Here is an 18,824-nt window from a genome sequence, read left to right as displayed (position 1 = left end):
ATTGAGGTGGTTTAATGAGTTTTGGCCCAATGGGGATTTCGTCTGGCATGGATATCAATTCCATGGTCAGCAAAATTGTTGATTCGGAGCGTGTACCTAAACAGCAACGAATCGACAATGAACGAACGCGAATCGATACCAGCATTAGTGCCTATGGAAGACTCAGAGAATCCCTTGATTCGATGAAAAACCTGATGACAAACTTTCGTCAGGAAAAAGCTTTTGCTGTGCGAACAGTGGAAAGTACCGATGAAGCGCTTGTCTCTGCAACCGCGACTACCGAAGCGATCGCTGGCAAATATGCCATCGATGTGTTGCAGCTTGCCCAAAGCCATAAAGTGGCTTCTGATGTGCTATCAGAAGACATGAAATTTGGCCCAGGTAAGCTGCAGGTTTCGCTTGGTGATGACAGCTTTGATGTGCAAGTTGGCGATAGATCGAAACTGATCGATATCGTTCGCAGCATAAATGGCGCAGATAGCAACCCAGGCGTTCGCGCATCTGTTATTAATGATGTTGAAGGCCCGCGACTTATTGTTGCCTCGAACCAGTCCGGTTCCGATCAGCAGATCAGCATTAATGTCGAATCTGATGCTGCCAACCCTCTCAAAAAACTCGAATACAAAACCCTAGAAGAGCGTGTTAAAGCGCTAGAGAAAGCTCGCCTTGCCGCTCAAGACGTTCTTGCTCTGACTCCTGCAGGAAAAGCAGCACAACTCGTTGATGACGCGATTTCGAATGATGATCCTAATGCGAGTGAAACACTCGATGAAGACGGCAATGTCATCCCTGCATCCCAAACCGATTCTACCTCCGTTGCTGACGAAGACTCTCAAAGTCTTAGCTACGGCGAACAAGCCGCCGCCGACGGCCAAGCCGCCCTTGACGCAGCTAAAGCGGCAAAATCTGTCATGCCTGAAGACAATATTCCAGGTTGGACAGAAACTGCCTCAGGTACGCTTCTTGATTCTTACTACACACCAGAACTTGAGCTTGATGAAAAAGCGATAGAGAAAGCCCCCGATGTTCCGGGGTGGTCAAATGCTGCCTCAGGTACATTGACAGATTCCTACGTGACGCCAAAAGAAGCCCAGCAGAAGCTTGAGGCTGAACAAACTCGTATCGAAGAAAAGATCTCACAAGAAAAAGCAGAGCTGGCAGAGAAAGTTCAAAAAGGCGAATTGACCGCTGAACAAGCCAAAAAGATTGAGCGTGCCAAACTCGATCCGGAAGAGCGTGAGCTTTTAGAAAAGGTCGATAAAGCACAAGCTGACCTAGCTCAGGCTCAAGAGTCTTTTGATACTTACAGTGGTATGACGGAAGTTCAAGCCGGACAAGATTCAATGGTTGTCTTGGATGGCGTAGCTCAGCTCTCAAGTAACAACAATGTAATTGAAGATGCCGTGGAAGGCATCGATATTACGGTAAAAGGAAAAACCCCCAAAGATAAGCCGCCGGCAGAGATTGGTGTGGAGTACGACCGTAATAGTGTTCGCCAAGACATTGAAGCTTTTGTTAATTCTTACAATCAGTTTTACCAAGTGTCTAAAAACTTGGCGGGCGTTGACCCAACGACTGGCCAAAAAGGGCCGTTGTCTGGTGACAGTACCGTGCGTAACGCTGACTCACGATTAAAAGGTGTGTTCTCATCAAGCATTGAAGGCGCGCCGGACAACCTAAAGTCTTTGACCGAGTTTGGTATCACGACCACAAGACAAGGTTCGTTAGAGATCAACTACGACATGCTCGACCGCCAACTGAACAACAACTTCGATAAGCTGGGAGAGTTCTTCGGTGGCAACAACGGTTTTGCTAAAAAAGTCGAAGACGCGATTCAAGGTATCACAGGTATCACAGGCTCGATTCGTACAAGAGAAAAGAGCTTAGTCGAGCAAAACTACCGCTTAGCGGATGACCAAAGCGCGCTCGATCGCCGCATGGATAGCTTGGAGAGTCGTACCCACTCTAAGTTTACAGCTATGCAAGACGCGACCAGTAAGATGCAATCTCAGCTGGGTAGTATGATGAATGCGTTGGGCTAATCGATGAATAGCCAGCTTCAAGAGCTTTGTGAACTAGATCAACTAATTATCTCTAAGCTCGAATTTAGTGAAATTAATGCTGAAGAAATAACGCAGCTTGTCGATAACAGAGAACAGTTATTGCAAAACGTGCTTCAATTAATCGACTCACACCCCGACGTTAAGCAAAGTTCTGAATGGTTTGAAGCCATTACCAGAACCAGAAAATTGGTCGAATTGATGCAGTCTGAGACGAGTCGAGTAGGTAAAACCCTACACAAATACCGTCACGGCGCTAAATCAGTTCAACAATACAAAAAGTTTTTATAGAAGAGGTTTACTATGCGCGGTTCTTTACAGGCATATAAAAAGGTATCAGTGGATAGTCAGCTAACAGCTGCCTCACCGCATAAAATTGTACAAATGCTAATGGCAGGCGCTATCGAGCGTCTGATTCAAGGCAAAGCGGCAATGCAAGCTGGTAACATCCCAGTGAAAGGTGAGCGACTTGGTAAGGCTCTAGATATCATTATTAGCCTACGTAGTTGCCTATCTATGGACGATGGTGGCGATATTGCAAAAAACCTAGATCAACTTTATGAGTTCATGATCACGCAAATTTCTGCGGCAAATCACAAAAATGACCCACAGCCTATTGATGATGTTATCGATATTATTCGTGAAATTAAGAGCGCTTGGGACCAAATTCCGAACGAATATCACAACTTGACGTCCGCTGACGTAGGTATTTAAAGAAAAATTGCAGTTTTAACCAATCTCATATCCCTTAATTGGTTGGTTGCCTTATTTTTTTAATCAAATAAAATAGAAGCCATTAGATAGCCTAATGGCTTTTTTCGTTGCTGATTTCCTAAATTTGTCCACGTAGACCATAATCATTGATACTTCTCACTGTTTTACGGACTATGTCGCTCACTGTTTTTCCGCATCGCACCAAAATAAAGGCAATAATTCCTACTTATGCAAGGTTTGGCAAAACTGCTTGTCGTCGACGATAACGCTCAAGATCGTCACAATTTAAGCACAATATTAGAGTTTGTAGGAGAGAGCTGCGAAGTAATCAGCTCTGAACAAGCGCGCAAGGTTGACTGGTCACAACAGTGGGCCGGCTGCATCATTGGCTCAATTAAAAATAAAGGCTTCAACGCATTACTGAATGAAAAGCTTGTTCACGCCAATCACATCCCACTATTAGTGATTGGCAAAAATAATCACCCGGTTGACGAGCTCACTAACTTTGTTGGTGAACTTGAACTTCCTCTTAACTACCCGCAACTAAGTGATGCATTAAGACACTGTAAAGACTTCTTAGGCCGTAAGGGGGTTCAAGTTGTCTCTTCGGCACGTAAGAACACACTGTTTCGCAGCCTAGTCGGTCAAAGTGCTGGCATTCAAGAAGTACGTCACTTAATTGAACAAGTCTCTTCGACAGAAGCGAATGTGCTGATTCTTGGTGAATCAGGCACGGGTAAAGAAGTCGTAGCGCGTAACATTCACTATCACTCTAAACGTCGTTCAGGGCCTTTCGTGCCAGTGAACTGTGGCGCAATTCCGCCAGACTTATTAGAAAGCGAACTGTTCGGCCATGAGAAGGGCGCATTTACGGGTGCGATTACTGCACGTAAAGGCCGCTTTGAATTGGCTGAAGGTGGCACACTGTTTCTTGATGAAATTGGCGATATGCCAATGGCGATGCAGGTTAAGCTGCTACGCGTCTTACAAGAACGATGCTTTGAGCGTGTAGGTGGCAACAGCACGATTCAAGCTGATGTTCGCGTGATTGCGGCAACACACCGCAACCTTGAAGATATGATCGAAGATGACTCGTTCCGTGAAGATCTTTATTACCGTTTGAATGTATTCCCGATTGAAATGCCGGCGCTGCAAGATCGCAAAGAAGACATTCCGCTGTTGCTTCAAGAGCTAATGACACGAATGGAAGCGGAAGGCAGCATGCCTATTTGCTTTACACCTCGCGCGATTAACTCTTTGATGGAGCATTATTGGCCAGGTAACGTTCGTGAATTAGCGAACCTAGTTGAGCGTATGGTTATCCTCTATCCAAATAGCTTGGTTGATGTAAACCATCTGCCAACTAAGTATCGATACAGCGATATTCCTGAGTTCCAGCCTGAGTTTAATAGCTTTGTGTCCGAAGAAGAACAAGAGCGTGATGCACTGGCTGACTTGTTCTCAGAAGATTTCAGCTTTGATCAGCAAGATGATATCGCTGACAACGCAAATGCACCTCAAGAGCTACCACCAGAAGGGGTAAACCTGAAAGAGCTGCTCGCGGATATGGAAGTGAATATGATCAACCAAGCATTGGAAGCGCAGGGCGGTATTGTTGCTCGTGCGGCTGACATGCTTGGAATGCGCAGAACCACTTTGGTTGAAAAAATGCGTAAATATAACTTGCAGCGTTAGTGCTCAGTTTTTAGATGAAAACGAAAACTCGCACGCACATTTTAGCTGTTTCGTAACGCTAGCTAAGTGAACTGATAAACCATAGTCGAGTTGTTGCTTGCTTAACTATGTGATAAATATAGCAAATAGCCTGATTCGTGTTTTACGTGTCAGGCTGTTTTAGTATTTGAGGCAAATTTTTGACATGCACGTATCTAACGAACCAGAAAATCAATCACATCTAGATTCTGTTGAGCAGCAGGTAGAGCGCTATAAGCAAGTGCTCGATGTGATGCCAGCAGGGGTCATCTTGTTAGATACACATGGCGAAGTGAGAGAAGCCAACCCAGAAGCGCACCGCATTCTTGGGGTAGAGCTCGTAGGCGAGAAGTGGTTTTCGGTCATTCAAAGTGCGTTCGACCCTAAAGACGATGATGGTCATGAGATCTCATTGAAAAACGGACGAAAAGTACGTTTGGCGATTTCAGCTTCTACCACGGGTCAACTTATCTTGATTACCGACCTGACAGAAACTCGTCTTTTACAGTCTCGCGTTAGTGATCTTCAACGCTTGTCGTCATTAGGCAGAATGGTGGCCTCGCTTGCCCATCAGGTTCGTACGCCGCTTTCTAGTGCGATGTTGTATGCATCCAACCTTGCCGCGCCAAATCTGCCACCGGCAACAAAGACACGTTTTCAATCTAAGCTTATGGATAGATTGCATGACTTAGAGAAGCAAGTGAATGACATGCTGTTGTTTGCCAAAGGTGGCGACAACAAGGTGGTTAAGCCATTTACTGTCGCTGAATTGATTACCGAATTTCATCCTATGGTGGAAGCGGCACTGAAATCCAACCAGATTGATTACTGCCAAGAAGTTGAAGGCGAAGAGACTCAAATGTTTGGTAACGCCAACGCCATCGCATCAGCATTAAGTAATCTGGTTTTGAATGCGGTCCAAATTGCTGGCAAGGAATCGCAGATTGATGTGTTTTTTAGACCAGTAAACGGCGAGCTTAAGATATCAGTACAAGACAGTGGCCCCGGTGTACCGAAAGAGCTTCAAGGTAAAATTATGGAACCATTCTTTACCACTCGTTCTCAAGGGACAGGTTTAGGTTTAGCGGTTGTACAAATGGTATGTCGAGCGCATGAAGGCCGACTGGAATTGATCTCAGAAGAAGGTGATGGCGCATGTTTTACTATGTGCTTGCCGCTAGAAAGAAGCGCTTCTACTGAAGACTAATAAGTTTTAACTGAATTTACACTGGAGAATCCTATGGCTCAAAGCAAAGTGTTAATCGTCGAAGATGATGAAGGTCTACGCGAAGCCCTTGTCGACACTCTCGCGCTGGCTGGCTATGAATGGCTGGAAGCGGATAGTGCGGAAGATGCTCTGGTCAAATTAAAATCCAACTCCGTTGATATTGTTGTGTCTGACGTTCAAATGGCAGGTATGGGCGGCTTGGCGCTACTGAGAAACATCAAGCAGCATTGGCCAAACTTACCAGTGTTGTTGATGACAGCTTACGCTAACATCGAAGACGCCGTTGCAGCAATGAAAGAGGGCGCGATCGATTACATGGCGAAGCCATTTGCGCCGGAAGTATTGTTAAATATGGTGAGCCGCTACGCTCCCGTAAAATCGGACGACAATGGTGATGCCATCGTTGCCGATGAGAAAAGCATTAAGCTAATGATGCTAGCCGATAAAGTTGCGAAAACAGACGCTAATGTCATGGTGCTTGGACCTAGTGGTTCAGGTAAAGAAGTGATGTCTCGTTATATTCACAATGCCTCTAGTCGCAAAGATGGTCCGTTTGTCGCAATAAACTGTGCGGCAATTCCTGACAATATGTTGGAAGCGACTCTATTTGGATATGAAAAAGGCGCATTTACTGGCGCTATTCAAGCGTGTCCGGGTAAGTTCGAACAAGCGCAAGGCGGCACGATTTTGTTGGATGAGATCAGTGAAATGGATCTTAGCCTTCAAGCCAAACTACTGCGTGTCTTGCAAGAGCGCGAGGTTGAGCGCTTAGGTAGCCGTAAGAGCATCAAGTTAGATGTTCGTGTGTTAGCGACCAGTAACCGAGATCTTAAACAGTATGTTTCTGAAGGGAATTTCCGTGAAGATTTATACTACCGACTGAATGTGTTCCCAATTTCTTGGCCACCACTGTGTGAGCGCAAAGGCGATATTGAGCCTTTAGCCAAGCACTTAGTTGAGCGCCACTGCACCAAACTTGGCATGCCAGTGCCAGTGATGTCGGCGCAAGCGATCAGCAAACTCGTCAATTATCCGTGGCCGGGCAATGTTCGTGAATTAGATAACGTGGTACAGCGTGCGTTAATCTTAAGCGAGCAAGAGAATATCTCTGGTGAGCACATTCTGCTTGAAGGTGTCGATTGGCAAGATGCAAGCAGCCTACAACAAATCGTTGAAGGTAATGACGTTGCGGCGCCAGACATTAAGCCGATTGCTGAAGCCAATCCAATCAGTAAAGTGGCTGCTAGTAGCGAAGGACTCGGTAATGAGCTTAGAGATCAAGAGTATGCGATCATTCTTGAAACCTTGATCGCGTGCAATGGCCGACGCAAAGATATGGCGGAAAAGCTCGGTATTAGCCCTCGTACATTGCGTTATAAGTTGGCGAAAATGCGCGATGCTGGAATAGATATCCCAAACTGAGGATAGATTAGTAGTGTCAGCTTTCTGACTAGTGTAATACGATATCTAGTCAATTTAATGTGTGGCACGCTAATTGCTATGTCAATAATACAGCTAAATAGATGGTCATAATTTTGACTCCTGAGGTAGTAGATGAGAATAGATGGTTTACAAGGCGAAATGCAGGCAATGATGGTCGAAGCTGCCAGCGCGCGTCCCGCAGCAACGGGGCAAGCGGTCGGTGCAGATTTTGGCAACATGCTGACTAATGCCATCAATAATGTGAACTCATTACAGAAGACCTCAGGTGATCTTCAAGCTCGTTTTGATAGTGGTGACCAAAGCGTGTCTCTATCAGACGTGATGATTGCTCGTAATAAATCTAGTGTGGCTTTTGAGGCGACGATCCAAATTAGAAATAAATTGGTCGAATCGTACAAAGAGCTGATGAACATGCCGGTATAAGTTAGGTAGTTAAGTAGTGGCAGATAATAGTCAAACAACAGATTTAACCGTAAACGATAGCAACGACCACGCACTTATTGCAGGCTCTGAGCTAGACGGCGAAGGGCAAAATCCCGATCTAGGTGAGCGCAGTTCATCGAAGTTCGATATGGCCGTAGGTGACCTTGATTTACTTCGTCAGGTCGTCTTAGTCCTTTCTATCTCTATCTGTGTAGCGCTGATTGTGATGCTGTTTTTCTGGGTTAAAGAGCCAGAAATGCGTCCATTAGGGGCCTACGAAACAGAAGAGTTAATCCCGGTTCTTGATTACTTAGATCTACAAAAGATTGAGTACTCTCTTGAAGGCAATACCATCTCTGTTCCTGCTAGCGAGTACAACTCGTTGAAGCTGAATATGGTACGAGCGGGTTTGAACCAAGAGCGAAACGCGGGTGATGACATCCTCATGCAAGACATGGGTTTCGGTGTATCACAACGTTTAGAACAAGAGCGCCTTAAGTTAAGCCGAGAAAGGCAGCTTGCGAAAGCCATTGAGCAGATGAAGCAAGTGCGTAAAGCGCAGGTTTTATTAGCCTTGCCGAAGCAAAGCGTGTTCGTGCGCCATAACCAAGAAGCCTCTGCTTCTGTATTCCTAACGTTAAAAACAGGAACTAACCTCAAGCAGCAAGAGGTCGATTCTGTTGTGGATATGGTGGCGAGTGCCGTTCCGGGAATGAAAACTTCACGCATTACCGTAACCGATCAACACGGTCGACTGCTAAGTTCAGGTTCTCAGGATCCAATGTCAGCGGCGCGTCGTAAAGAACATGAGTTAGAGCGCAACCAAGAGCAAGCGCTGCGTGAGAAAATTGACTCTATCCTGATTCCGATTCTTGGGTTTGGTAACTATACCGCTCAGGTTGATATTCAGCTCGATTTCAGTGCTGTGGAGCAAACGAGAAAGCGTTTTGACCCGAACACTCCGGCAACACGAAGCGAATACACGTTAGAAGATTATAATAACGGTAATACTGTGGCGGGCATTCCTGGCGCGTTGAGTAATCAGCCTCCTGCTGATGCCTCAATCCCGCAAGACGTTGCCCAGATGAAAGATGGTTCTTTGACGGGCCAAGGTTCAGTTCACAAAGAAGCGACCCGAAATTTCGAGCTTGATACAACCATCAGTCACGAGCGTAAACAGACAGGTACGGTGAACCGTCAGACGGTTTCTGTTGCGATTAAAGACCGTCAATCATTGAACCCAGATACAGGTGAAGTGGTTCATACGCCAATTCCAGCGAGCGAGATCAATGCGATTCGCCAAGTTCTGATTGGTACGGTCGGTTTTGATGAAACTCGTGGTGATTTGCTCAACGTATTAAGCATGCAGTTTGCACCTCAAGTCACTGATGTTGTCGCTGATGTGCCAATTTGGGAACATCCAAACTTCAATGATTGGGTGCGTTGGTTTGCGAGTGCGCTCGTTATTATTGTGGTGGTATTAGTCCTTGTTCGCCCTGCAATGAAGAAACTGCTTAACCCAGCAGCTGACAACGATGAACAAATGTATGGCCCTGACGGTATGCCAATTGGTGCCGACGGCGAGACCAGCCTAATTGGTGGTGATATTGAAGGTGGCGAGTTGTTCGAATTTGGTTCAAGTATCGACTTGCCAAATCTTCATAAAGACGAGGACGTGCTCAAAGCAGTACGTGCACTAGTAGCGAATGAACCAGAGCTAGCAGCTCAAGTAGTTAAAAATTGGATGGTAGATGGCTAACGAAATAGTTCCACAACAAACTGAAGGCGGTGAAGTGCTTGATGTCTCTAGCGTGGATATCGGCTCTATCTCAGGCGATGAGCGCGCTGCGATCTTGTTGCTTAGTTTAAATGAAGAAGATGCTGCTGGTATTATTCGTCACCTAGAACCTAAACAGGTTCAGCGTGTGGGTAGTGCGATGGCTCGTGCAACGGATTTATCACAAGAGAAGGTAGGCGCAGTGCACCGTGCTTTCTTGGATGATATTCAGAAGTACACCAACATTGGTATGGGCAGCGAAGACTTCATGCGTAATGCGCTGGTGGCTGCTCTGGGTGAAGACAAGGCGAATAACCTTGTTGACCAAATTCTTCTGGGAACTGGCTCTAAAGGCTTGGATTCTCTTAAGTGGATGGATCCTCGTCAGGTGGCGAGCATCATTATCAACGAGCACCCGCAGATTCAAACGATTGTATTGTCTTATCTCGATGCTGATCAGTCGGCAGAGATATTGTCTCAGTTCCCAGAGCGTGTTCGTCTGGATCTGATGATGCGTATTGCTAACCTTGAAGAAGTTCAACCGTCAGCACTTGCTGAACTGAACGAAATCATGGAGAAACAGTTTGCGGGTCAAGCTGGTGCGCAAGCAGCCAAAATTGGTGGCCTGAAAGCGGCGGCTGAGATCATGAACTACATGGACAACAACGTCGAAGGTGTCTTGATGGATCAAATCCGCGATCAAGACGAAGACATGGCAACTCAGATTCAAGATCTTATGTTTGTCTTTGAAAACCTTATTGAAGTTGATGACCAAGGTGTTCAACGACTGCTGCGTGATGTTCCACAAGACATTCTACAGAAAGCGCTTAAAGGTGCTGATGAAGGTCTGCGTGAGAAGATCTTCAAGAACATGTCTAAACGTGCTGCCGATATGATGAGAGACGATATTGAGGCGATGCCGCCAGTGAAAGTCTCTGATGTAGAAGCGGCGCAGAAAGAGATTTTGGGTATCGCGAGGAAGATGGCCGACAGTGGCGAGATTATGCTGTCTGGTGGCGCCGACGAGTTCCTTTAATACAGAAACCTCAAAAGCCCCACACCGTTGGGGCTTTTCTTTATCCAATCTCGAACCACAGATTAATTAAGTTTAACTGCTTGAATTTACGATGCAGTTTGACTCACTCATAGATAGGTACTGATATGTCAGGTGATAGAAAACGCGGCTTCCTTCGCCCTGAAGAAGATAATACGGTTGCCCAACCTCAGAAATGGGGGCTGCCTGACTACACCTCTGATGTGAGTAAACAAGCCAAAGAAACGGCGTTTAACTACGATCCGGGTTGGATGCCTACGGTAGAAGAAGCCATTGAAGATGAAGAGCTTGTTCTGACCGAAGAGCAAATCGAACTGATTAAGCAGGGCGCTTATCAAGAAGGCCTGCATCAAGGCCAAGAAGCGGGCTTCAAGCAGGGCTACGAAAAGGGCAAAGAAGAAGGTTTTGCCGCTGGCCATGCCGAAGGTAATGAAGCTGGTAAGCTTGAAGGCGTGACTGCTGGTCAAGAGTATATCCAACAGCAAGTCGCCATCTTTATGGGACTTGCGAACCAGTTTGCTCAACCTTTGGAGCTAATGAATGCTCAGGTTGAGAAGCAACTTGTCGACATGGTGTTAACCATGGTTAAAGAAGTGGTTCATGTTGAAGTTCAAACCAACCCACAAATTATCTTAGATACCGTGAAAGAATCGGTCGAGTCACTGCCAATCTCTGGTCACGCTATCACCTTGAAGCTTAACCCTGAAGACGTTGCGATTATTCGGTCTGCGTATGGTGAAACCGAATTGGATTGCCGCAATTGGACGTTAGTTGCCGAGCCTGCACTCAACCGTGGCGATGTACAAATCGAAGCGGGTGAATCGAGCGTCAACTATCGAATGGAAGAGCGCGTGAAGAATGTGATTCAAAGCTTCTGCGGCGCCAATCGTCATCAAGGCCATGTGTAATGCTTGAGTTAGCAAATCGTCTCAGTCAATACAAAATCGAAGGGCTAAAGTCACGCCCCGTTGCTTCCGGTAAGCTAGTACGCGTTGTTGGCTTAACCCTTGAAGCAACCGGCTGTAAAGCGCCTATTGGTAGCTTGTGCTTGGTTGAAACTATGTCTGGTCAGATGGAAGCTGAAGTGGTTGGCTTCTCTGGCGATAACCTATTTTTGATGCCGAGTGAACAAATCACAGGGATCTTACCCGGTGCTCGCGTCACACCAATGACCTCTGAAAGTGGCATTCCTGTCGGGATGGAATTGCTTGGTCGTGTCATTGACGGTGTCGGTAATCCTCTAGATGGACTTGGCCCAATCTATACCGAGCAACGCGCTTCGTTTAATGCAGAGCCTATTAACCCTCTAGCACGTAAACCAATCTCTGAGCCGCTTGATGTTGGCTTAAAGGCGATTAACGGTTTGCTGACGGTAGGTAAAGGGCAACGTATTGGTCTGTTTGCGGGTTCTGGTGTCGGTAAATCCGTAACATTAGGCATGATGACCCGAGGTACAACTGCGCAAGTGGTTGTAGTTGGTCTAATCGGTGAACGTGGACGTGAAGTAAAAGAATTTATCGAAGAGATTCTCGGTGAAGACGGTCGTAAACGGTCGGTAGTGGTTGCTGCGCCTGCCGATTCATCACCATTGATGCGATTGAAGGGCTGTCAAACGGCGCTAACGGTGGCGGAATACTTCCGTGACCAAGGTTTAGATGTTCTGCTCTTTATGGACTCACTGACCCGTTTTGCACAAGCTCAGCGTGAAATCGCACTATCTGTTGGCGAGCCGCCAGCAACTAAAGGTTATCCGCCTTCAGTATTTGCTAAGCTTCCTGCGCTGGTAGAACGTGCGGGTAACGGCAACGATGAACAAGGCTCGATCACCGCTTTCTTTACCGTGTTAACCGAAGGAGATGACTTACAAGATCCAATTGCCGATGCATCGCGAGCGATTCTTGATGGTCACGTTGTGTTGTCGCGTGAGATGGCAGATGCGGGTCATTACCCTGCGATTGATGTTGAGAAATCCGTCAGCCGTGTGATGCCTCAAATCACCACCGAAGAACATGTCTTGATGTCGAAAGCGGTCAGACAAGTGCTGTCTATTTGTCGCAAAAACCAAGACTTGGTATCGATTGGTGCTTACAAACCGGGTACTGACCCTGCGATTGATAGCGCCTTCACCTTGAAGCCGAAACTGGACGAGTACTTACAGCAGAAGATGAAAGAAACGGTTCCTTACGACATGTGTGTCAACATGTTGAAGCATGTGTTAGGTGGCTAACGAATGAGAAAGGTTAGTCATGGATAACGCATTAGAGTTTCTTCTCGATCAAGCCAAAGACCAAGAAAACCAAGCCGTATTAGCGCTGAATAAAGCCAATGCAGAGCTACAAGGTTATTACGAGCAGGTCGCGCAGATTGAAAAGTATCGACTGGATTACTGTCAGCAATTGGTCGATCGTGGCAAGGCTGGGCTAACCGCCAGTCAATATGGTCACTTGAATCGCTTCTTAACCCAATTGGATGAAACGCTTTCTAAACAGAGGGAAGCAGAGCATCACTTTAAAAATCAGGTCGATAACTGCCAGAACTACTGGATGGAACTGCGTAAAAAACGCAAATCTTACGAGTGGTTGATGGAGAAAAAGCAGAAAGAGAAAGCCAGACTGCAAGATCAAAGAGAACAAAAACAGATGGATGAGTTCTCAACGCTGTTGTATAGCCGAAAGAAGATGTGATCCTAAGCCACGAATGACATCGGTGATATTCGCTAGATTGTAGTATCGAAACTTATAGGCATGTTTCTTGCTCCGTTTTATATAAAATTGCGCCTTTTTTGCCTGCCAAAGGTATGAAAAGCGCCCGACTTTCTTTTTGTTGCCGAGTTTGTGGCAGCAAAGCTAGTAGATAGAGCTTGTATATATGAATGTTAGTCCTTCCTCAAATTCAGCGACCAACAAAACGTCATCGTTGTTGGACACCGGTTCTGCCGCTTCAAAGGTAGAAGAAACCGGCGATTCAAAAGGTTTTTTTGAGTCGTTTAAAGAAGCGCTCGGCTTTGAAGAAAGTGACAGCAAGGCTGCAGTAAAAGACGCAGAAAGTGCTTCAAAATCTGAAGGCAAACAAACCTCGGCTGAAGGTGGCGTGTCTTCTGAAAAGGCTAACCGTGAGTCGGCGGGGAAAACGCAAGGTGATTCAGCTGAATCAAAGAGCACAGATGCGACTAGCGAGGCTCAAGCCAAACAAGCTGGTACAACAGTAAGCGCTGAAAAGGCGTCTGTTGAAGATGCAACGACCAATAAGTCAGGTGTTGAACAAACGCCTGAATCTGAGTCACAGTCGAAAGACAAAACCTCATCGAACATGGCGGGTGATGACACCTCTGCTGAGAAAACTCAATCTCAAGGTGAACAGCTTCAATCGGCTTCTGCTGCTCAATATTCAAAAGATCAAACTGCAGAGTTACAAGCCAAAGATGCTTCTCAAGCCAACGCAGCAATGAGCGAAGGCAATAAATTGCTTGGTCAGTTGGATGAGGCAAACAAAACGCTTAATAAGACACCGAACGGCAAAGGCTTGCCTCAGCAAGCTCAGATAGACCAAGCTCAAGGCAATATCGCGGCAGCTCCTATTGCAGGTGCCTCCGTTGCGGGTCAGGCGACACAACAAAATAATACGGCAAACACAGACAGCGCTCTTGAAGTGGACTCTGAAATTGCGGTGCTTACTGGCGGTAAGGGTGTTTCTCAGCTGACTGATGATGAAATCCGACAGCTAATGGACAAGGGTGTGACCCCTGAGCAGATCGAAGCAAGCATGAGCCGAGAGCTGAACCAGAAAAATGCGGCCAGCACGGTTACTACCGATCAAAGCCAAGTACTCTCACCAGCTGAACTCGAGCTAGCGAAACAGGTTGATGCTCATACTAAAGCGCTGAACCAATTGAATGCTCAAATTGAGTCAGAGCAGTCTGTTGTGGACGGTTTGCTACAAAAGCAACAAAGCGGCGCTAAGTTGTCGGTTGACGAGCAAGCTGCCTTAGCTAAAGCCACCTCTAACATAGAAGTGCTGAATCAACAGCTCGCCAACGTTCAACAGCAAGCTACTGCTGTACTAAGCCAAGCCCCGAACGCAACTGGCACCTCAGGTAACCCAACCGCGATTGATTGGGATAACGCAGATTCGGATGAAGCTAAGGCCTTAGCGGCAGTAGCATCGACAGCAGCTGTCGCGACCGCTGCTCAGCAAGCGACATCACAGGCCTCGTCTCAAACTGCCGCCAATGCTGTTTCAGACAAGGCGACAATGTTGCACGCCAATAATGCGCACGCGGCCCAACAGGCTGCGGCTCAACAAGCTAACCTTGCTTCACCTCAACAACAAGCTGCGTTAGACCCTGCTTTAACTGCGCAAGGGGTGGTGATGAATGCAGCACCTGCCGCGACCAAAGCCGGCTCAACGGACATGTTACTTAAAGCGGGAGCGGGAGCAGCGGCACTGTCTGGTCTTGGAAAAGCGGGTGCTAAAGAAGACTCTAAAGATTCGACATTTGCTCAACAGATTGCTTCTGCAGCGGGTGTTCAAGGCGCTGCAACGGCGGGTTCTGCGCCAACCCGAGCTGAGATTCAAGCTGCTCAACAAGCACCTTTACAGCTGACTAAAGAACTCGCGAATGAGCAGGTGGCGGAAAAAGTGCAAATGATGATGTCTAAGAACCTTAAGAACTTAGATATCCGCCTCGACCCACCAGAGTTGGGGCAAATGAAGATTCGAATGACCATGAATAATGATGTGGCAAGCGTTCATTTCACAGTGAACAGCCAACAGGCGAGGGATGTGATAGAGCAAACCTTACCTCGTTTAAGAGAAATGCTTGCTCAACAAGGTATGCAGCTCGCTGATTCGTCTGTTCAGCAACAGAATTCAGGTCAAGGGCAAGATAGATACAACAATGGTGAGCAACAATCCGGCTCTAGCCGCCCAAATGATGCTCAAGGTGATGAAAACCTTGATAGCGGCAGCAATCTTGAATTGAATGTCGCATCAAAGCGTGATGGAATTAGTTATTATGCCTAATATCAGGCCTATAGCAGCTCGTTAGTGGAAGTTACAGGAAGTTAAAGAACAGTATGAACGCAGAACTAGATCCAGCTAAAAAGAAAAGTAAGCTCCTAATCATCATAATTGCCGTAGTCGTTTTACTGCTTGGCGTTGGTGGTGCACTGTTCTTTTTCCTAGGCTCAGATGATGGTGCTTCTGAATCTCAGTCTCAACCTGCTACTGCTGTGGTCGCTGCTGAGCCTGTTATGTATGTTAATATTCCTCAGCCTTTCTTGTTCAATGTGACTGGTGATAAAAAAGATCGCCTAGTCCAGATAAAAGCACAGTTGATGGTGCGCGGAAGTAAGAATGAAGATCTCGCGCGTTACCACTCTCCACTTGTCGAAAGTACACTGCTAGCAACGTTCGCTTCGGCATCGGTTGACCAACTGCGTTCCCCAACAGGGCGAGTTGAACTGCGTGACAAGGCGACTGAAGATATTAAAGCCAGTCTGTCTCAAGCTGTTGGCCAGCCTGTGATTGAAAAAGTGCTATTCACTGACTTCGTAATTCAATAGGTAATTTGTGACCGATTTATTAAGCCAAGACGAAATTGATGCGCTATTACACGGTGTTGACGATGTTGAAGAAGTTGAAGACGTCTTAGAAACCGAAAATGACAACGCGGTCAATTTCGACTTCTCATCTCAAGATCGAATCGTCCGTGGTCGAATGCCGACCCTTGAACTTATTAACGAGCGCTTCGCACGTCATATGCGTATCAGCTTGTTTAATATGTTACGTAAAACGGCTGAAGTGTCGATCAACGGCGTACAGATGATGAAGTTTGGCGAATACCAAAACACATTGTATGTACCCACCAGTTTAAACATGGTGCGTTTCCGTCCGTTAAAAGGTACGGCGCTGATCACCATGGAAGCACGTCTTGTTTTCATTCTCGTAGAGAACTTTTTTGGTGGTGATGGTCGCTTCCACGCCAAGATTGAAGGTCGTGAATTTACGCCGACTGAAAGACGTATTATCCAGCTGCTGCTGAAAATTGTTTTTGAAGATTACAAAGAAGCTTGGTCTCCAGTGATGGGGGTTGAATTTGAATACCTGGATTCTGAAGTGAACCCAAGTATGGCGAATATTGTGAGCCCAACAGAAGTGATCGTCGTGAGTTCGTTCCACATCGAGGTAGATGGTGGTGGTGGTGACTTCCACGTTGTAATGCCTTATTCAATGGTAGAACCGATCCGTGAATTACTGGATGCGGGTGTTCAATCAGATAAAATGGAAACCGACGTTCGTTGGAGCACAGCACTGCGTGATGAAATCATGGACGTGCCTGTTAACTTCCGTGTCAACCTTCTAGAGCAAGACATCTCCTTGCGCGACTTAATGGAGTTGCGCCCAGGTGATGTGATTCCAATGAATATGCCTGAACACGCGACCATGTTTGTTGAAGAACTGCCGACGTACCGTGTGAAAATGGGTCGTTCGGGTGAAAAGCTCGCGGTGCAGATTTCTGAAAAAATTCAAAGACCACATGTGGTCAAAACTGATCTCGCCTTTCTAGGCAAAGACTTAATGTCTGAGCTAGAAAATAGCGATGATGACGAATAGCAAAATAGATAAAAGTATAGGAATTGGTAATGGAACCTAGTGAAGATCAAAAGCTAGCAGACGAATGGGCTGCAGCACTTGGTGAAGACCCTTCAGCGCCGTCAATTGATGTTGATGATGTGCTCGCGGCACCACTTGATGAGCTAACCGATTCATCGTCTCCGATTTCTGAAGATGAGCGTCGTAAGCTGGATACCATTATGGATATCCCAGTGACCATTTCGATGGAAGTGGGTCGCTCTCAGATCAGTATTCGTAACCTACTTCAATTGAACCAAGGTTCGGTTGTTGAGCTTGATCGAATTGCCGGTGAGTCACTGGATGTGATGGTAAACGGTACCTTGATTGCTCACGGTGAAGTGGTTGTAGTAAACGACAAGTTTGGTATCCGTTTGACTGACGTAATTAGCCAAACAGAACGAATTAAGAAGCTGCGTTAATGAGCCTTTTGTCTCAAAGACTAGCGGGCTCTTCTCTCGGAATGACAGGGTTGTTACGAGGAACCTTGGGAGTTGGGCTATTAACTGCTCCTTCCATCGCTTTTGCTGCAACGCCGCCTTCTCTTGATTTAGCGACCACCTTTGGGTCGCTAATTTTCGTTATAGCCTTCATCTTATTTATTGCTTGGCTACTGAAACGAATGCAAGTGCCAGCGATGTCCAATCAGCAAGGTTTGGCTATTGTTAGGCAAATCCCAGTGGGCACAAAAGAGCGCATCGCTATCGTGCAAGCGGGTGATGAGCAGTTCTTAGTGGGCATTACCACACAATCTATTCAGCTGATCTCTAAGCTTGATAAACCTCTTACTCAGGAGATGCTGGAAAAAAGTACATTCTCAAGTCAGCTTTCCCAGCTCATGAAAAAAGATGCAAACAAATAACGGACTTTTGAACTCATCTTACTTTTGCCAAGCCGGATTTTTCCGCGCGGTGAAAGTGCTGCTGGTTCAGCTTACTCTTCTCTGTACCCTGGTATTCAGTGTGTCGGTATTCGCACAGGCTGAAGACGGCACTGTAATCCCTGCCAACACCGCGGGTTCAGAGTCGGTCACCATCAGCACGATGGAACAAGACCAAGCCAAATCGACCACCATGACCACTGGCAGCTTGACGGGTAATGGGGGCGGCATTCCTGCTTTCACCATGACAACCAACGCCAATGGCGGCGAAGACTACTCGATCAACCTGCAAATTCTGGCGTTAATGACCATGCTCGGCTTCTTGCCTGCAATGGTGATATTGATGACCTCGTTCACCCGTATTGTGGTGGTGATGTCTATCTTGCGTCAGGCGATGGGTTTGCAACAAACGCCTTCCAACCAAGTGATTATTGGTATCGCGATATTCTTGACCTTTTTCATCATGTCACCCGTGATCAATCAGGTTAACGAGCAAGCGGTTCAACCCTATTTGAATGAACAGATATCGGCGCGACAGGCATTTGATGTTGCCCAAGGCCCGATTAAGTCCTTCATGCTGAAACAGACCCGAATTAAAGATCTAGAGACCTTTGTTGAGATCTCTGGTGCGGAAGTGACCAACCCTGAAGATGTTTCGATGGCCGTTCTGATCCCAGCGTTTATCACATCGGAATTGAAAACGGCTTTCCAGATAGGCTTTATGCTGTTCTTGCCGTTTCTGATCATCGACTTGGTGGTAGCGTCGGTATTGATGGCGATGGGTATGATGATGTTGTCACCGATGATTGTATCCTTGCCGTTTAAGTTGATGCTGTTCGTTCTTGTTGATGGTTGGAACTTGATACTCTCCACACTCGCCGGCAGTTTTGCCTTGTAGC

18 protein-coding genes are annotated in these 18,824 nt (G+C 46.6%); all 18 read left to right on the top strand.

The genetic code is table 11. The features are described from left to right. Positions 1-14: 14 nt before the first annotated feature. The 18 genes from fliD to fliP all read left to right on the top strand — a co-directional run bounded on the left by fliD (position 15) and on the right by fliP (position 18,823). Positions 15-2,042 carry a flagellar filament capping protein FliD gene (gene fliD, locus L1D22_RS01305; RefSeq protein ID WP_239828453.1) on the top strand — a complete coding sequence of 676 codons (2,028 nt, stop codon included), beginning with the start codon at positions 15-17 and terminating at the stop codon, positions 2,040-2,042. Positions 2,043-2,045: 3 nt separating this feature from the next. After that, the gene (locus L1D22_RS01300) at positions 2,046-2,351 is read left to right on the top strand and encodes a flagellar protein FliT (protein WP_132762574.1); all 306 of its coding nucleotides are present in this window, start codon (positions 2,046-2,048) and stop codon (positions 2,349-2,351) included. A 12-nt stretch (positions 2,352-2,363) separates the two neighbouring features. Continuing rightward, entirely contained in the window at positions 2,364-2,774 is a 411-nt protein-coding gene (fliS, locus tag L1D22_RS01295; RefSeq protein ID WP_004736194.1) for a flagellar export chaperone FliS, read from the top strand. A gap of 228 nt (positions 2,775-3,002) precedes the next feature. Next, a complete protein-coding gene (locus tag L1D22_RS01290; protein ID WP_239828452.1) occupies positions 3,003-4,469 on the top strand; it encodes a sigma-54 dependent transcriptional regulator in 1,467 nt (488 codons plus the stop codon). A 184-nt stretch (positions 4,470-4,653) separates the two neighbouring features. Further along, positions 4,654-5,694, top strand: coding sequence for an ATP-binding protein (locus tag L1D22_RS01285; RefSeq protein WP_017631777.1), 1,041 nt, complete (start codon positions 4,654-4,656; stop codon positions 5,692-5,694). 33 nt (positions 5,695-5,727) lie between these two features. Beyond that, positions 5,728-7,137: a sigma-54 dependent transcriptional regulator gene (locus L1D22_RS01280; protein WP_176681814.1), complete on the top strand. Its 1,410-nt coding sequence runs from the start codon at positions 5,728-5,730 to the stop codon at positions 7,135-7,137. 132 nt (positions 7,138-7,269) lie between these two features. Further along, on the top strand, positions 7,270-7,581 hold the full coding sequence (gene fliE / locus L1D22_RS01275; protein WP_017060684.1) for a flagellar hook-basal body complex protein FliE: 312 nt from the start codon (positions 7,270-7,272) through the stop codon (positions 7,579-7,581). 16 nt (positions 7,582-7,597) lie between these two features. Further along, positions 7,598-9,340 carry a flagellar basal-body MS-ring/collar protein FliF gene (fliF, locus tag L1D22_RS01270; RefSeq protein WP_239828451.1) on the top strand — a complete coding sequence of 581 codons (1,743 nt, stop codon included), beginning with the start codon at positions 7,598-7,600 and terminating at the stop codon, positions 9,338-9,340. Continuing rightward, on the top strand, positions 9,333-10,394 hold the full coding sequence (gene fliG / locus L1D22_RS01265; protein ID WP_017060682.1) for a flagellar motor switch protein FliG: 1,062 nt from the start codon (positions 9,333-9,335) through the stop codon (positions 10,392-10,394). The genes fliF and fliG overlap by 8 nt, the downstream gene beginning before the upstream one ends. A 125-nt stretch (positions 10,395-10,519) precedes the next feature. Then, positions 10,520-11,320 (top strand): flagellar assembly protein FliH, encoded by an 801-nt coding sequence (fliH, locus tag L1D22_RS01260; RefSeq protein WP_239828450.1) that lies wholly within the window; start codon positions 10,520-10,522, stop codon positions 11,318-11,320. Further along, entirely contained in the window at positions 11,320-12,639 is a 1,320-nt protein-coding gene (gene fliI, locus L1D22_RS01255) for a flagellar protein export ATPase FliI (RefSeq protein WP_239828449.1), read from the top strand. Before fliH ends, fliI begins: the two co-directional genes overlap by 1 nt. Before the next feature lie 19 nt (positions 12,640-12,658). Beyond that, complete coding sequence (gene fliJ, locus L1D22_RS01250) at positions 12,659-13,096, top strand: flagellar export protein FliJ (protein WP_239828448.1); 438 nt, start codon at positions 12,659-12,661, stop codon at positions 13,094-13,096. Positions 13,097-13,280: 184 nt separating this feature from the next. Continuing rightward, positions 13,281-15,434, top strand: a complete 2,154-nt coding sequence (locus tag L1D22_RS01245; protein ID WP_239828447.1) for a flagellar hook-length control protein FliK — start codon at positions 13,281-13,283, stop codon at positions 15,432-15,434. A 53-nt stretch (positions 15,435-15,487) separates the two neighbouring features. Further along, positions 15,488-15,976 (top strand): flagellar basal body-associated protein FliL, encoded by a 489-nt coding sequence (fliL, locus tag L1D22_RS01240; protein WP_239828446.1) that lies wholly within the window; start codon positions 15,488-15,490, stop codon positions 15,974-15,976. A gap of 7 nt (positions 15,977-15,983) precedes the next feature. After that, positions 15,984-17,027, top strand: a complete 1,044-nt coding sequence (gene fliM, locus L1D22_RS01235; protein WP_017631770.1) for a flagellar motor switch protein FliM — start codon at positions 15,984-15,986, stop codon at positions 17,025-17,027. A gap of 29 nt (positions 17,028-17,056) precedes the next feature. Continuing rightward, positions 17,057-17,467 (top strand): flagellar motor switch protein FliN, encoded by a 411-nt coding sequence (gene fliN / locus L1D22_RS01230; RefSeq protein WP_004739851.1) that lies wholly within the window; start codon positions 17,057-17,059, stop codon positions 17,465-17,467. Further along, positions 17,467-17,907 carry a flagellar biosynthetic protein FliO gene (gene fliO / locus L1D22_RS01225; RefSeq protein ID WP_176681806.1) on the top strand — a complete coding sequence of 147 codons (441 nt, stop codon included), beginning with the start codon at positions 17,467-17,469 and terminating at the stop codon, positions 17,905-17,907. Before fliN ends, fliO begins: the two co-directional genes overlap by 1 nt. Continuing rightward, the gene (gene fliP / locus L1D22_RS01220; RefSeq protein ID WP_239828445.1) at positions 17,894-18,823 is read left to right on the top strand and encodes a flagellar type III secretion system pore protein FliP; all 930 of its coding nucleotides are present in this window, start codon (positions 17,894-17,896) and stop codon (positions 18,821-18,823) included. Before fliO ends, fliP begins: the two co-directional genes overlap by 14 nt. Position 18,824 lies beyond the last annotated feature (1 nt).

The sequence above is a fragment of the Vibrio sp. Isolate34 genome (genome assembly GCF_022397915.1).
In the GTDB taxonomy this organism is placed as follows: Bacteria; Pseudomonadota; Gammaproteobacteria; order Enterobacterales; family Vibrionaceae; genus Vibrio.
Note: the sequence above shows the minus strand (reverse complement) of the source record. Positions and strands in the feature narration are given on the sequence as shown.

What these genes read in the sequence shown, in the direction of transcription:
- fliS (WP_004736194.1), top strand. Translation starts at nt 2,364, where the DNA reads ATGCGCGGTTCTTTACAGGCATATAAAAAGGTATCAGTGGATAGTCAG.
- fliE (WP_017060684.1), top strand. Translation starts at nt 7,270, where the DNA reads ATGAGAATAGATGGTTTACAAGGCGAAATGCAGGCAATGATGGTCGAA.
- fliD (WP_239828453.1), top strand. Translation starts at nt 15, where the DNA reads ATGAGTTTTGGCCCAATGGGGATTTCGTCTGGCATGGATATCAATTCC.
- fliL (WP_239828446.1), top strand. Translation starts at nt 15,488, where the DNA reads ATGAACGCAGAACTAGATCCAGCTAAAAAGAAAAGTAAGCTCCTAATC.
- fliN (WP_004739851.1), top strand. Translation starts at nt 17,057, where the DNA reads ATGGAACCTAGTGAAGATCAAAAGCTAGCAGACGAATGGGCTGCAGCA.
- L1D22_RS01280 (WP_176681814.1), top strand. Translation starts at nt 5,728, where the DNA reads ATGGCTCAAAGCAAAGTGTTAATCGTCGAAGATGATGAAGGTCTACGC.
- L1D22_RS01245 (WP_239828447.1), top strand. Translation starts at nt 13,281, where the DNA reads ATGAATGTTAGTCCTTCCTCAAATTCAGCGACCAACAAAACGTCATCG.
- fliP (WP_239828445.1), top strand. Translation starts at nt 17,894, where the DNA reads ATGCAAACAAATAACGGACTTTTGAACTCATCTTACTTTTGCCAAGCC.
- L1D22_RS01300 (WP_132762574.1), top strand. Translation starts at nt 2,046, where the DNA reads ATGAATAGCCAGCTTCAAGAGCTTTGTGAACTAGATCAACTAATTATC.
- fliG (WP_017060682.1), top strand. Translation starts at nt 9,333, where the DNA reads ATGGCTAACGAAATAGTTCCACAACAAACTGAAGGCGGTGAAGTGCTT.
- fliO (WP_176681806.1), top strand. Translation starts at nt 17,467, where the DNA reads ATGAGCCTTTTGTCTCAAAGACTAGCGGGCTCTTCTCTCGGAATGACA.
- L1D22_RS01285 (WP_017631777.1), top strand. Translation starts at nt 4,654, where the DNA reads ATGCACGTATCTAACGAACCAGAAAATCAATCACATCTAGATTCTGTT.
- fliH (WP_239828450.1), top strand. Translation starts at nt 10,520, where the DNA reads ATGTCAGGTGATAGAAAACGCGGCTTCCTTCGCCCTGAAGAAGATAAT.
- fliJ (WP_239828448.1), top strand. Translation starts at nt 12,659, where the DNA reads ATGGATAACGCATTAGAGTTTCTTCTCGATCAAGCCAAAGACCAAGAA.
- fliI (WP_239828449.1), top strand. Translation starts at nt 11,320, where the DNA reads ATGCTTGAGTTAGCAAATCGTCTCAGTCAATACAAAATCGAAGGGCTA.
- L1D22_RS01290 (WP_239828452.1), top strand. Translation starts at nt 3,003, where the DNA reads ATGCAAGGTTTGGCAAAACTGCTTGTCGTCGACGATAACGCTCAAGAT.